The organism is Kitasatospora sp. NPDC004289 (assembly GCF_053602875.1).
Genome location: NZ_JBSGEL010000011.1, coordinates 117,018 through 130,019 on the forward strand (window position 1 = coordinate 117,018; position 13,002 = coordinate 130,019).

Consider the following 13,002-nt stretch of genomic DNA (forward strand, 5'->3'; position numbering starts at 1 on the left):
CTCAGTCCTCGTAGCGCAGTCCGAGCGCGGCCAGCGGGCCCCGCATGCGGTACATGTCCAGGCCGAGCTCGCCGGCCCGCAGCCGCTCGCGCTTTCCGGCCTCGTCGGCCTCGCGCGCCGCCGCGGCCTCGGCCACCTCACCGGCCCGCTCGCGCGGCACCACCACCACGCCGTCGGCGTCGGCCAGCACCACGTCGCCGGGCCGCACCGGCGCGTTGGCGCACACCACCGGCACGTTGACCGATCCCAGGGTGGCCTTCACCGTGCCCCGGGCGTGGACGGCGCGGGCGAAGACCGGGAAGTCCATCGCGGCCAGGTCCGCCACGTCCCGCACGCCGCCGTCGATGACCAGGCCGGCGCAGCCGCGGGCCCGGAAGGAGGTGGCCAGCAGTTCGCCGAAGAAGCCGTCCTCGCTCTCGGTGGTGCAGGCGGCCACCACCACGTCCCCGGGCCGCAGTTGCTCGGCCGCGACGTGCAGCATCCAGTTGTCGCCGGGCTGGAGGAGGACGGTGACGGCGGTGCCGCAGAGGCGGGCGCCGGGGTAGGCGGGGCGCAGGTACGGGCGGGTCAGGCCGGTGCGGCCCATCGCCTCGTGGACGGTGGCCACGCCGAAGGCGGAGAGCGCGGCGACGGCGGCCGGGTCGGCGCGGGTGATCGAGGTCCGGACCAGACCGAGTTCGGTGGGTTCCACGGTGTTCTCCTGAAGGGTGGTCAGCCGTCGAGGCCGGCGAGGTCGGCGGGGCGTTCAGCGGGACGAGGAGCGAGGGGCGAGGCGGGCGGCCAGGCGGGGGTGGACGCGCAGCGCGTTGCCGCCGAGGACGGCGGCCCGCTGCTCCGCGCTGAGGTGCGGCGTCGCGTCGAGGTAGCGCCGGGTGTCGTCGTAGTGGTGGCCGGTGCGCGGGTCGGTGCCGCGGACGGCGCCGATCATCTCGTTGGCGAAGAGCAGGGCCTCGGCGGGGACCACCCGGGTGAGCAGGTCGATGCCGGGCTGGTGGTAGACGCAGGTGTCGAAGTACACGTTGCGGCCGAGGAGTTCCTCGGGTTCGGGGCGCCCGAGCGCCTGTGCCAGGCCGCGGAAGCGGCCCCAGTGGTAGGGGACGGCGCCGCCGCCGTGCGGGATGACGAAGCGCAGGGTGGGGAAGTCGGCGAACAGGTCGCCCTGGAGGAGCTGCATGAAGGCGGTGGTGTCGGCGTTCAGGTAGTGCGCGCCGGTGGTGTGGAAGGCCGGGTTGCAGGAGGTGGAGACGTGGACCATCGCGGGGACCTCGTACTCCACCAGCGCCTCGTAGAGCGGGTACCAGCTCCGGTCGGTCAGCGGTGGAGCGGTCCAACTGCCGCCGGAGGGGTCCGGGTTGAGGTTCACCGCGACCGCGCCGAGCTCCTCCACCGCGCGCCGCAGCTCCGGCAGGCAGCTCGCCGGGTCGACGCCCGGCGACTGCGGGAGCATCGCGCCCATCGCGAAGCGGTCGGGCCGGAGGGTGGCGACGCGGTGCACCAGGTCGTTGCAGATCCGGGCCCAGGCGGCGGAGACCGCGAAGTCCCCGATGTGGTGGGCCATGAAGCTGGCGCGCGGGGAGAAGACCATCAGGTCGGTCCCACGCTCGTCCATCATCCGCAGCTGGTTCTCCCCGACCGCCTGGAGCAACTCCTCGTCAGAGATGGAGAGTTCGTCGGGGTCGGGGGCCTCGGCCCCGGACTCGGCCGCCGCGATCTGGCGTTCGCGCCAGGCGGCGAGCTGGGCCGGGGCGGTGGTGAAGTGGCCGTGGCTGTCGATGATCACGGGTGGCGCTCCTGAGGGGTCGGAGGGTGGGTCAGCGGTCGGCGGAGGGCCAGCCGGTGTACTGCTCGGCCAGGTAGGCGCGGCCCGCCCGGGTGCCCACCACGCAGTCCAGTTCGCCGAGTTGGCGGCGCAGCTCGAAGGGGGTGGCGCCGGGCGGGGTGTGCAGCAGCCGCGTCATCCAGGAGGAGAAGTGCTGGGCCCGCCAGACCCGGCGCAGCGCGGCCGGCTGGTAGTCGTCCAACGCGGGCTCGCCCTCCGGTCCGAGGGCGCGCACCAGCACCCCGGCCAACACCTTGACGTCGTGCAGCGCCAGGTTCAGCCCGCGCGCACCGGTCGGCGGCACGGTGTGCGCGGCGTCCCCGGCGAGGAGCAGCGAGCCCCAGCGCATCGGCTCCTGGACGAAGGAGCGGAAGCGCAGCACCGTCCGCTCCAGGATCGGGCCCTCGGTCAGCCGGAAGCCGTCCTCGCCCGCCACCCGGGCCTGGAGGGTGGCCCAGATCCGCTCGTCCGGCCAGTCCTCGACGCGCTCGTCCGGGGCGCACTGGAAGTACATCCGCTGGACGGCCTCGGTCCGTTGGCTGATCAGCGCGAAGCCGTGGGCGGAGTGCGCGTAGACCAACTCCGGCGCGCTGGACGGTGCCTGGGCCATCACACCGAACCAGGCGAACGGGTACTCGGCGCCGTGCCGGGTCCGGTGCCGCTCGGGCACCAGGTCGCGGCAGCTGGAGCGGGAGCCGTCGGCGCCCACCACGTAGCGGGCCCGCAGCTCGTGCCGCGTCCCGTCGACGGCGGTGAACCGCACCCGGGGCGCGGTCGTGCCGACGTCCAGCACCTCCGTGTCGCGGACGCCGAAGTGCACCGTCCCGCCGTCGCGCTCGCGGGCGTCGGCCAGGTCCTTGAAGACCTCGGTCTGCGGGTACAGCCAGACCGAGGCACCGGCCAGCTCCCGGAAGTCGATCCGGTGCGGGCGGCCGGCGACCCGCAGTTCGGTGCCGGTGTGCTCGTGGCCCTCGCGCAGGATCCGGTCGCCCACCCCGGTCTCCACCAGGTCCCGGGCCACGTCGGCCTCCAGGATGCCGGCCCGGTGGGTGGTCTCGATCTCCTGCCGGGTGCGCAGGTCGACGGCCACGCTGGGCACGCCCGCCCGGCCCAGCAGGTGGGCCAGCATCAGGCCCGCCGGACCGGCCCCGACCACGGCGACGGGCACCTCGGTCACGGTGTCGACGGGCGTCTCGTCGACGGTCGTTGCGGGCACGGCGGCTCCCGGGAGGGTGGGGGTCTGGGAACGCCCCGGGCGGGTCGCACCGGGGACGCCCCGAACGCTGACACCCCGCACCCCGCCGCGTCGCCACCCTTTCCGTCAGGCGGAAAGGCGGGCCCGCAACCGGCCCCGCGCGGGCAGGATCGGCACCCTCAGGACGTCCTCAGAGCGCCGTCCGGGCCCGCCGTCCCAACTCCTCGGAGATCCCGTGCACCGCCCGCAGCAGGGGCTCGCGCAGCCCGCGCGCCCGGTCCGCGCCCCGCGCGGCGATCACGATCCCCAGCACCGCGCCGACCGGCCCGGTCCGGCCGATCCGCACCGGGGCCGCCACTGCGACGGTCGCGTCCTGGAGCTGACGGTCGCTCACGAAGACCTGCTCGCGCCGGATCAGGTCCAGCTGCGCGCGCAGCTCCTTCGGGTCCGTCACCGTGTGCTCCGTCCAGGCCCGCAGCGGCGCGGCGAGCACCTCCTCCTGCAGCTCCCGCGGCGCGTACGCCAGCAGCACCCGGCCCATCCCGGTCGACCCGACCGGGAAGCGGGTCCCCACCATGGTCAGCAGGTCCACCGACCGGTGCCCGGCGATCCGCTCCACGAAGACCAGCTCGGTGCCCTCCCGGACCGCCAACTGGACGTTCTCGTGCGTGACTTCGTACAGGTCCTGCATGAACGGCAGCGCGGCGTCGCGCAGGATCTGGGTCCGCGGACAGCCCGAGGCGATCTCCCACAGCCGCAGCCCCACGTGCCAGGAGCCGTCCTCGGCCCGCTCCAGCGCGCCCCAGGCCGCCAGCTCGGCCACCACCCGGTGCGTGGTGCTGACCGCCTGGCCGGTGCGGCGGGCGATCTCGGACAGCGTCAGCGACGGATGCTCGCGGTCGAAGAGCGCCAGCACCTGGAGGACCTTGCCGGCCGCCGTGACCCGGGTCGTACTCATCCCGCCAGTCTTCCAGACCTCCTCCCACCAGCAGCGAAGGCATCCCCTTGAACGAGCCCGGCCTCCTCCCGACCCCGCCCGCCCTCCTCGGCCTCTCCTCGATGGCCGTCCGCCCCCTGCTCACCGAACTCGCCGCCCGCCTCGGCAGCACGCCCGGCCTGCCCGTCCGCTTCGAGGCCGCCGGGGGCGTCGAGACCGCCCGCCGGATCCGGGCCGGCGCCCGGGCGGACGTGGCCGTGCTCGGCGCCGACGCCCTCGCCGCTCTCCACCGGGAAGGCCACCTCGCCACCACACCCCTCCCCCTCTGGGACTCCGAGACCGTCGCCGCCGTCCCCGACACCACCGCGGCCCGTCCCCTCGCCACCCCCGAGGACCTGTACGACCTCCTCCTCTCCGCCCGCACCGTCGCCCACTCCACCGGCCCCAGCGGCACCGCCCTGCTCGACCTCCTCGACCGCCTCGGCCTGACCGGCCGCCTCACCCTCCGTCAGACCCCGCCCGGCGTCCCCGTCGCCACCCTCCTCCGCGACGGCACCGCCGACCTCGCCTTCCAACAACGCAGCGAACTCACCGGCCACCCCGGCATCCACCTCCTCGGCCCCCTCCCCGGCCCCACCGCCATCACCACCACCTTCTCCGCCGCCGTCCTCGCCACCTCCCCCCACCCCACCGAGGCGCGCCACCTCCTCCGCCTCCTCGCCGCCGACGAGGCGTCACCCCGCACCCACGGCCTGAGCCCCCACCGCCCCCGGTGACGTGCGCGCGCCCGTCAACGGAGGTGTGAGGTCACCGCTCACCCACCGCCTCCGCCGATCCCGCCGCCTCCACCAGCCGGCAGCAGCGACGGCACGACCCCGGGAAGGCGGGGTCGAAGTGGGTCAGGTGGACGGTGACGCACCGCGCCGCGACCCCGCACAGGGTGCCCCCTCGCGGCCCGAGGGCATGCATTACCCCGGGCACGCCGTTCACCCCGCAGGCCGCGACAGGGGCGGGCTCCCGCACCGCTGCCGACGAGTTCTCACCATCAGGTCCACCGATCATCCGGCCGAGCCTGCCACAGCGGACGGGCAGGTCACCGAGGGGGTGCCCCGGCAACCCCCGTGTCACGGGCTGCGCCCGATCCGCGTTTAATCGGGGCATGAACGAGCGTGCGTTGCGGGTGGTGCTGGCCGAGGACTCCGTCATCCTCCGCGAGGGGATGGTGGAGCTGCTCCGGGCCCGGGGGTGCGAAGTGGTCGCGGCGGTGGGCACGGTGGCGGAGCTGACGGCCGCCGTCACCACGCACGACCCGGACGTCTGCGTGCTGGACATCCGGATGCCGCCCACCCACACCGACGAGGGCATCCGGGCGGCCGTGGAGCTGCGGGCGGCCCGGCCCGGGCGGCCGGTGCTGGTGTTCTCGCAGCACCTCGAAGCCGCCTGGGCCGCACGGCTGCTGGAGGACGGGGCCACCGGGGTCGGCTACCTGCTCAAGGAACGCGTCGCCCGCACCTCCGAGTTCGTCGAGGCGCTGCACCGGGTCGCGGACGGCGGCACCGCGCTCGACCCCGAGATCCTCACGGCCGTCCTGCGGAACGGGCGCCGCCGCAGTGTGGTGGAGGAGCTCACCGCGCGCGAGCGCGAGGTGCTGGAGCTGATGGCCCAGGGCCGGTCCAACCGGGCGATCGCCGAGGCGCTGGTGGTCTCGGAGCGGGCGGTGGAGAAGCACGTCGCGGCGGTGTTCGCCAAGTTCGGCCTTCCGGCCACCGGTTCGGACAACCGCCGGGTCAAGGCCGTCCTCACCTACCTCGCCGAGTCCGCCTGACGCGCGCTCAGAGCGCGGTCGGCAGTTCGGCCGTGACGGTGGTCGGCCCACCCGGCGGGCTGTCCACCCGCAGCGTGCCGTCCACGGCCGCCAAGCGCTCCCGCAGCCCCGCCAGCCCGCCACCCGGTGCGGCCACCGCCCCGCCCCGCCCGTTGTCGCTGACACTGAGCCGCACCCTCCCCGCCCGCGACCGCAGGCCCACCTCGGCCCGGTCGGCGCCGCTGTGCTTGGCGAGGTTGGTGAGGAGCTCGGCGGCGCAGAAGTACACGGCCCGTTCGATCGCCGGGTCCGGCCGCTCCCGCAGGTCCACCGTCGTGCTGACCGGGACGGGGGCGGCCCCGGTCAGGGTGGGCAACGCCGCCGCCAACCCCTCGTCCAGGGCGACGGGGTGGATGCCCCGGGTCAGGCGGCGCAGGCCGGTGATGGCCGAGTCGGTCTGCTGTCTGGCCCGGTCGAGCAGGACGCGCATCCGCTCCGGGTCGACCGCGTCCGGAGCCCCGGCACCGAGCGCGTCGTCGGTCAGGGAGAGCGTGATGGCGATGGCCACCAGCTCGGCCTGAGTGCCGTCGTGCAGGTCCCGCTCCAGACGGCGCAGGTCGTCGGTCGCCCCCGCCAGCAGGGCGGAACGCGCCCGCTCCAGCTGCCGCACCCGCTGCTGCGTCCCGGCCGGTCCGAGCAACTGCCGCACCAGGTACCGGTTCAGACGGTCCATCGCCCGGAGCGCCGCCGGCACGGCGACCAGCACCCCGACACCCAGCACGACACCGGCGGCGGTGAACCACCACTGCGGCCGTTCCGCCTCTGGCATCGCCAGCGCGACCAACGGGAAGGCGACCAACCAGGCGCCGCCGAGCGGCAGCGGGACGGCCACGGCGAAGGTCAGCACGCCGACCGGCAGCCGCAGACCCAGGTACAGCAGGCTGCGCCAGCCCACCGGATCGGTGAGCCCCGCCCTGATCCGGGCGAGGGCCCCGCCGCCGCGCGGCAGCGGGGCGGGCGGCTCCACCACCTCCCCCAACAGCTGCCCCACCAGCCGCCGTTGCAGCCCGGCGAGCCCGCGCGCACCGTACAGTCCGGCGGCCACCAGGGGCAGCCCGAGCAGGGTGAGCGAGAGCAGCGTCCCCGCGTACAGCACCGCCAGCGCGTACACCCCGCCGAGCACCGCCACCGGCAGCCCCAGGACGGCGAACACGAACCGGCCCGTTCCCCTCCCCGCCCTCCCCGCCCTCGCCACCTCAGCCACGCCGACCGCCCACTGCCGCCACCGCCGGGCCGGCCGAGACCAGCAGGCCCGTCCCCAGGACGCTCGGCAGCGTCAGTGCGGCCGCCCCGGCCACGATCCACCCGAAGGTCCCCCACGGCACCGCCGGCAGCACCGACCCGGTGAGCGCGCGACTGAACGCCCCGGCCGCGGTGAACGCCACCGCCGACCCGAGCAGCACCCCGGCGACGGCCGTCAGCAACGCCTCCGCACCGAGCATCCGGGCCAGTTGACGGCGCGTCGCCCCGACCAGGGTGAGCAGGGCGAACTCACGGCGCCGGTCGGCGGTGAGGGCCACCAGGGTGTTGACGGTCGCCACCGCCGCGAAGCCGGCGAGCATCCCGAACTCGGACTGCCGCAGCCAGGTGTCGGTCTCCGAGGTGACGGTCTCGAGCCCGCTGCCAGGCGGAAGGGCGGCGGCGGTCAGCCGCTCGACGGTGGTGGTCATGAGGACCATGGTGCCCGCCAGGCCCGTGAGCAGTGCGATCGGGACCACGGCCGACGACAGGCGGTGCGCGTAGCCGCGCAGGTTGGCGTCGGCGAGCCAGCCCGTCCGGCGGGAGGACAGCCGCACCACCAGACCGGGGAGGGCCGTCACCGCCCGGGCCGCCGGCGGCCCCAGCAGCCCGACGGCCGCCAGCAGGACCAGGGCCGCCAACAGCGCGGCCTGGCCCGACTTGTCGGGCGTCGAGGTGGCGGCGAGCCGCACCAGCGCCGCGCCTCCCGCCAGACCCGCCAATCCGGCCACCACCCGCAGCAGACCGGTCCCGCCCGCCTCGTCCCCGCTCTCCACCAGGGCCGCGGCCGGGGCGATCCGGGAGATCCGGCGCACCGCGAGCTCGGTGGCCGCCAGGGCGACCAGCAGCGCCGCCACCAGCGCCACCACCGACGGCAGCGGCGTCCCCGGCACCTCCAGGCCGACCGGCGCCATCCCCCGCACCGTCAACTCCCGCAGGAACCACCGCGCCCCCGCCGTCCCGAGCACCCACCCCGCCGGGCCGACGGCGAGCACCACGGCCACCACCTGCCGCCGCACCAGCCGCCTGGCCTGCCGGGGCGTGGCGGCCACGGTGCGCAGCAGGGCGAGGTCCCGGTACTGCTGACGGACCGTGAAGCCGAGGGCGTTGACCACGGTGAAGAGCGAGACCAGTACGGCGATCTCGCCGAACGCTCCGGCGATCAGCACCAGCCCCGGCCCGGCCTCCGCCGCCCGCGTGCCGGGCGGCGCCGAGACCTGGGCCGCGACCAGGGAGCCGAACAGGGTGACGGTCGCCTGGGCGAGCAGCAGCGCCGCCCCGAGGCCCAGGAAGGAGGCGGGGCGCAGGCGCAGCTGCCCGAGGGCGAGGCGCAGCACGGCAGTGGTGTCGGCCATCTCAGGCTCCCGTCCGGGCCAGGCGGTCGGCGACCAGCTGCGCCGAGGGGCGGTCGAGGTCGTCGACGAGCAGACCGTCGGCCAGCACCACCACCCGGTCCGCGTACCCCGCCGCGACGGGGTCGTGGGTGACCATCACACAGGTCTGCCCGTCCCGGTCGACGCCCTCGCGCAGCAGTCCGAGCACCTCGTGTCCGGTGGTCCGGTCCAGCGCCCCGGTCGGCTCGTCCGCGAAGAGCACCGACGGACGGGCCAGCAGCGCCCGGGCGATCGCCACCCGCTGCTGCTGCCCCCCGGACAGCTGCCCCGGCCGGTCCCCCTCCCGCCCGGCCAGTCCGACCCGCGCCAGCACCTCCCGTACGGCCGCGCGCTCCACCCGCCGCCCCGCGAGCCGCCCCGGCAGCTCCACGTTCTGCGCCGCCGTCATGGCCGGCATCAGGTTGAACGCCTGGAAGACGAACCCGACCTGACTGCGCCGCAGCTCCGCCAACCGCCGCTCCGGCAGCCGCGAGACCTCCGTCCCGCCCCACCACACCGACCCACTGCTCGGCCGGTCCATCCCGGCCAGACAGTGCAGCAGCGTGGTCTTCCCCGACCCGGAGGGCCCCATGACCGCGGTGAAGCTCCCCCGGCGCAGCTCCAGGCTCACCCCGCGCAGGGCGTGGACGGTCCGACCGCCGCGCCCGTAGGACCGGTGCAACTCCCGCACGGAGGCGGTGACGAGGGATTCGTTGGTTTCCATGCCCCCATCCTCGACACCCCGCCCACCACGATCGACCGTGCTCACACCCGACCCGGGGGTTCGGTTTTCCGTACCCCGCCCCGCCACGTGTGGCCCTCCCGTCAGCCGGGATGTACCTCGAGCGGTTTCTCCCCGGGACGACGCGGGGCGAGGAGGCTGCTGTAGTGCTTATCGAAGGTCAACAGCGCAGGCCGGGTGAGGCGCCAGGCGAGCACCGCGTTGACACAGTCGGCTAGGCCGAGCGCCTGGCCGAGGTGACGGCGCATCAACTGCTCCGCCTCCGCCAAGACCGAACGGTCGACCAGGGCGACCTGAACTCGTCCCTGCCCGGCAAGCGCGCCGATGCGGGCGATGGCGTCAACGGCGGCCTGCTCCCCGGACCGGGATTGGAGCAGGTGGTCCAACTCGGCCAGGACCAACGGCGAGATGATCAGGGTCTTCGGTAGGTTGAGCGTGACCACCCCGGCCTGGTGGAGGCTGTCGCGTGCGTTGAACGCAGCCAGCAACACACCTGTGTCGGTCACCGCGAGACCCGGCTGCGCCACCGGTGCGTCCCCGCTCACCGGCCGAATCCCTCGGCAAGGTCACGATCCACGCTGCTGGCCAGGTCCTCGGGGCCGTCGAACAGGGCCCAGTCGGCGAACTCGCTCTCACCGATGCTGGTGGCCGGCAGTTTCAGGGTACCCACCGTGTACTCCAGCGCGAGTGCCTCCGCCGACCGACCGAGAACAGCGGCCAGTTCGCGGAGCGCGGCGGCCTCCGGCCCGGTGACCGTCACCGCAGCGGTGATCGGTCGCGGCGGCGGCTCCTCCGCCGACTGCCCTTGCCCGTCCATCCCGGCCTCCTCGTCTGCACCCACCAGCTCCGGGCTGGTGGCCGGTCCTCGGAGGGAAGTGTCCCTCGGCCAGAGCTCTCCCAGGGCCTGATCCGTCCGGCTTCACCCTGTCGTGGCTGTCGACCGACTGCTCGGGGGCTCAGGCCGCCACGGTCTCCGGGTCGGCGGCCGGTTCGGTGTGGTCGGTGAGGTGGCGGACGGCCGGGACGGCCAGGAGGAGGAGGGCGGAGGCCACGCCGATGGCGCTCATGGTGTAGAGGGTGGGGCGCAGGCCGGCGGCGGTGGCGATGGGGCCGGCCAGGACCAGGCCGAGGGGCATCAGGCCGGAGGAGAGCAGGAAGTCGTAGGAGCTGACCCGGGAGAGGGCGTGCTCGGGGATGTGGGTCTGGAGGCTGGTCTCCCAGAGGACGAAGAAGAGCGAGACCCCGACCCCCGTGACGGCTTCCAGGACGGCCACCACCCAGACCGACGGACCGGCGCCGATGATGACGGCCTGACAGGAGGCCACCGCCAGCGCGGCGGCGCCGAGGGCCAGCGGCTTCGCCGGGCGCAGCCGGTAGGCCAGCAGGTCGCCCGCCACCGCGCCGATGCCGAAGGCCACCGTCACGATCGACCAGCCCTCGGCCCCGCCCCACTCCCGCTCGGCGAGGACCGGCCCGAGGACGAAGATCGAGGGCAGCACCACCACGTGGTAGACGCCCATCGCCGCCATGCCGGACCAGACCCAACTCCGGGTCCGCACCTGGCTCCAGCCCTCCCGCAGCTCCGCCAGGAAGCTCGCCCCGGCCGGGGCGTCCGGGGCCGGTGCGGTGCGCGGGCGCAGCCGGGCCAGGAAGGCCGCGCTCACCGCGAAGCTGACCGCGTCGACGGCGAGCGCTCCCCCGGGCCCGGCCAGCGCGACCAGTCCGCCCGCCAGCGCCGGGCCGAGCACCAGACTCGCCGACTGCACCAGGCCCCGCAGGGCGTTCGCCTCCCGCAGCCGCTCCGTGGGGACCAGCAGCGGCAGCAGCCCGGTGGCGGCCGGCATGAAGAACGCGTCGGCCGTGCCGAAGACCGTCATCAACACGACCAGGTAGGGGACTTGAGCCTGACCGGTGAGCAGCAGCAGCGCCACCGCCCCTTGGGTGAGGCAGCGCACCAGGTCGGAGACCAGCATGATCCGGTGCCGGGGGAAGCGGTCCGCCCACACCCCGCCCGCGAGCGTGAACAGCAGCATCGGGACCAGCCCGGCCGCGGCCACCAGCCCGACGTCGGCCATGGATCCGCCGATGCCCAGCACCGCGAACGGCAGCGCCACCATGGTGATCCGGTCCCCCAGGACCGAGAGCGCCTGCCCGGCGAACAGCCGGGCGAACTGCGGCTCCTCGCGGAGCACCGGGGGCAGCAGGGGTTTCACGGCGGGACCAATCGGCAGGAGCGGGCATGAGCAGCCCGATGCTAGGGAGCGCCCTCCCTCCCTGTCTCCTGAGTTTCCCCGCACGGCCCGCGCCGGAGGCCACCGGCCGGGGCGCCCGCCGGGTAGCCTCGCGGGCGTGATCACCGGAGAGTCCGTCCTCGCCCGCCTGCACGCCCTGGCCGCCCGGGTGCCCTACGACCCGCGCGTCCTCCCGGGCGCCCGGCTGCCCGTCCCGGCACCCGCCGAGGTGGCCGAACTGGTCGGCCGGATCGGCGGGTTCACCGTCCCGCCGGTGGAGTTCACCCTCACCGGCCATCCGCGCCAGGGCTCCGACCACGGACTGCCCGAGCCGCACTGGGTGGTCTCGGACGACGGCGGCGGCGGTCTCACCTGGGTCGACCTGGCCCCGGACGGCGGCTGGGGGCAGGTGCTGATGCAGTACCGCGAGGGCGGCCTCTTCGTCCAGGCCGATTCCCTGGCCTCCTGGCTGGACCGCCTGCTCACCACCGCCGAGGACCTCGCCGACGAGTACGGCCCGGACGAGGACCCGCAGTCCTACGCGGACGACTTCTGGGACGCCCTCCACCCCGAGGGCCCCGAGCTCCCGCTCCACCCGGCCGCCGCCCTGCGCGCCCCTGCCGTCGATCCGGTGCTGACCGAACTCGCCCACCGCGTACCGGAGTCGGCCCTGATCGCCGACCTCCGCGCCGCCGCCCCCGGCAGCCGGGCCCGCTTCGACCGCCACCTCCCCTGGTACCGCCTGGTCCGCGCCGCCGACGCCCCGGTCTTCGCCGCCGTCCCCCGCACCGGGGAAGGGGAGGGTCCCCTACCGCATTCCCACCCAACTCGCTCGCTCTGAAGGCCGCCTGGCGGACCATGCGGAGCGAACGGGCGACGGCTCCCGCTGGACCTACCTGGAGGACCGTCCCAGGAACCTGTACGGGTGGGTCAAGGACGGGAACCTGCCCGGCAGCACGGGTTCCGGAACGTACTGCGGCTTCTGACCGCGCGCCGCTGGGCCCATCGGGCGAGGGCTCCGTGTGGCGGGCGTCGCGGTGCGGAGACGGGCGGCGGGCGGCTGCTTACGTGGACGGACGTCCGTCTGCCGTCCAGGTGACGGCCCGTCCGGTGAGGAGCTGGTCCGATGGTTCGAAGGTTGGTGACGGTGGCAGCAGCCGTCTGCTGCGCGTTGACGGGGGCGGTGGTCCAGGCGGCGCCCGGCGCGGTGGCGGCGGGCGGGCCCCTGAAGGTGATCGCCCAGGACCCCGACCCGGCTCCGGCCGGTGAGGCGGCGACCCTCCGGACCCTGGTGGTCAACGAGGGGTCGGCGCGCAGCGGCGCCTTCACCGTCGTGGTCACGTTCCCGGAGGGAGTCACGCCGGAGGGTCCGTACTTCCCGGAGAACTGTGCGGCCGAGCGGCAGACGGTCACCTGCCACTACCGCCGGGGCCTCCCGGCCGGCAACACGGCGACCGCCACCGTCCCGGGCCGGATCGCCGCCGACGCCACCGGCGTGCTGGAGGGCGGCAGAGTGGCCGTCTTCACGGACGACGCGCCCGACGCGGTCGACACCGGTGAGTTCGCCGTCGCGGTGGCCGACCCGGAGACGACCGGGTAGCC

At 75.1% G+C, this 13,002-nt stretch carries 14 protein-coding genes; 4 read left to right on the top strand and 10 right to left on the bottom strand.

Features of this window, described 5'->3' with window-relative positions:
* Position 1: 1 nt before the first annotated feature.
* The 4 genes from ligK to ACWEPF_RS10445 form a co-directional block, all read right to left on the bottom strand.
* Entirely contained in the window at positions 2-691 is a 690-nt protein-coding gene (gene ligK, locus ACWEPF_RS10430) for a 4-carboxy-4-hydroxy-2-oxoadipate aldolase/oxaloacetate decarboxylase (protein WP_452172266.1), read from the bottom strand.
* Positions 692-745: 54 nt separating this feature from the next.
* Complete coding sequence (locus tag ACWEPF_RS10435; protein ID WP_452172267.1) at positions 746-1,780, bottom strand: amidohydrolase family protein; 1,035 nt, start codon at positions 1,778-1,780, stop codon at positions 746-748.
* Between the two features lie 31 nt (positions 1,781-1,811).
* The gene (locus tag ACWEPF_RS10440; protein ID WP_452172268.1) at positions 1,812-3,035 is read right to left on the bottom strand and encodes a 4-hydroxybenzoate 3-monooxygenase; all 1,224 of its coding nucleotides are present in this window, start codon (positions 3,033-3,035) and stop codon (positions 1,812-1,814) included.
* Between the two features lie 169 nt (positions 3,036-3,204).
* Positions 3,205-3,972, bottom strand: a complete 768-nt coding sequence (locus ACWEPF_RS10445; RefSeq protein ID WP_452172269.1) for an IclR family transcriptional regulator — start codon at positions 3,970-3,972, stop codon at positions 3,205-3,207.
* Positions 3,973-4,019: 47 nt separating this feature from the next.
* Between ACWEPF_RS10445 and ACWEPF_RS10450 the strand changes: the two genes are divergently transcribed.
* Positions 4,020-4,727: a substrate-binding domain-containing protein gene (locus ACWEPF_RS10450; protein ID WP_452172270.1), complete on the top strand. Its 708-nt coding sequence runs from the start codon at positions 4,020-4,022 to the stop codon at positions 4,725-4,727.
* Positions 4,728-5,110: 383 nt separating this feature from the next.
* Positions 5,111-5,776 carry a response regulator gene (locus ACWEPF_RS10455; RefSeq protein ID WP_452172271.1) on the top strand — a complete coding sequence of 222 codons (666 nt, stop codon included), beginning with the start codon at positions 5,111-5,113 and terminating at the stop codon, positions 5,774-5,776.
* Positions 5,777-5,783: 7 nt separating this feature from the next.
* Here ACWEPF_RS10455 and ACWEPF_RS10460 read toward each other — a convergent pair whose 3' ends face one another.
* The 6 genes from ACWEPF_RS10460 to ACWEPF_RS10485 form a co-directional block, all read right to left on the bottom strand.
* Positions 5,784-6,968 carry a sensor histidine kinase gene (locus tag ACWEPF_RS10460; protein ID WP_452172272.1) on the bottom strand — a complete coding sequence of 395 codons (1,185 nt, stop codon included), beginning with the start codon at positions 6,966-6,968 and terminating at the stop codon, positions 5,784-5,786.
* Positions 6,969-7,011: 43 nt separating this feature from the next.
* Positions 7,012-8,409 (bottom strand): FtsX-like permease family protein, encoded by a 1,398-nt coding sequence (locus ACWEPF_RS10465; RefSeq protein WP_452172273.1) that lies wholly within the window; start codon positions 8,407-8,409, stop codon positions 7,012-7,014.
* Between the two features lies 1 nt (position 8,410).
* Complete coding sequence (locus ACWEPF_RS10470; protein ID WP_380149954.1) at positions 8,411-9,151, bottom strand: ABC transporter ATP-binding protein; 741 nt, start codon at positions 9,149-9,151, stop codon at positions 8,411-8,413.
* A 101-nt stretch (positions 9,152-9,252) separates the two neighbouring features.
* Positions 9,253-9,714 carry a type II toxin-antitoxin system VapC family toxin gene (locus ACWEPF_RS10475; protein ID WP_452172274.1) on the bottom strand — a complete coding sequence of 154 codons (462 nt, stop codon included), beginning with the start codon at positions 9,712-9,714 and terminating at the stop codon, positions 9,253-9,255.
* Complete coding sequence (locus ACWEPF_RS10480) at positions 9,711-9,986, bottom strand: hypothetical protein (RefSeq protein ID WP_452172275.1); 276 nt, start codon at positions 9,984-9,986, stop codon at positions 9,711-9,713. Before ACWEPF_RS10480 ends, ACWEPF_RS10475 begins: the two co-directional genes overlap by 4 nt.
* 139 nt (positions 9,987-10,125) lie before the next feature.
* Positions 10,126-11,382 carry an MFS transporter gene (locus ACWEPF_RS10485; protein ID WP_452172276.1) on the bottom strand — a complete coding sequence of 419 codons (1,257 nt, stop codon included), beginning with the start codon at positions 11,380-11,382 and terminating at the stop codon, positions 10,126-10,128.
* 136 nt (positions 11,383-11,518) lie between these two features.
* On the opposite strand from ACWEPF_RS10485, the gene ACWEPF_RS10490 reads away from it, so the two are divergent.
* Positions 11,519-12,241, top strand: coding sequence for a hypothetical protein (locus ACWEPF_RS10490; protein ID WP_452172277.1), 723 nt, complete (start codon positions 11,519-11,521; stop codon positions 12,239-12,241).
* 285 nt (positions 12,242-12,526) lie between these two features.
* On the top strand, positions 12,527-13,000 hold the full coding sequence (locus ACWEPF_RS10495; RefSeq protein WP_452172278.1) for a hypothetical protein: 474 nt from the start codon (positions 12,527-12,529) through the stop codon (positions 12,998-13,000).
* Positions 13,001-13,002 lie beyond the last annotated feature (2 nt).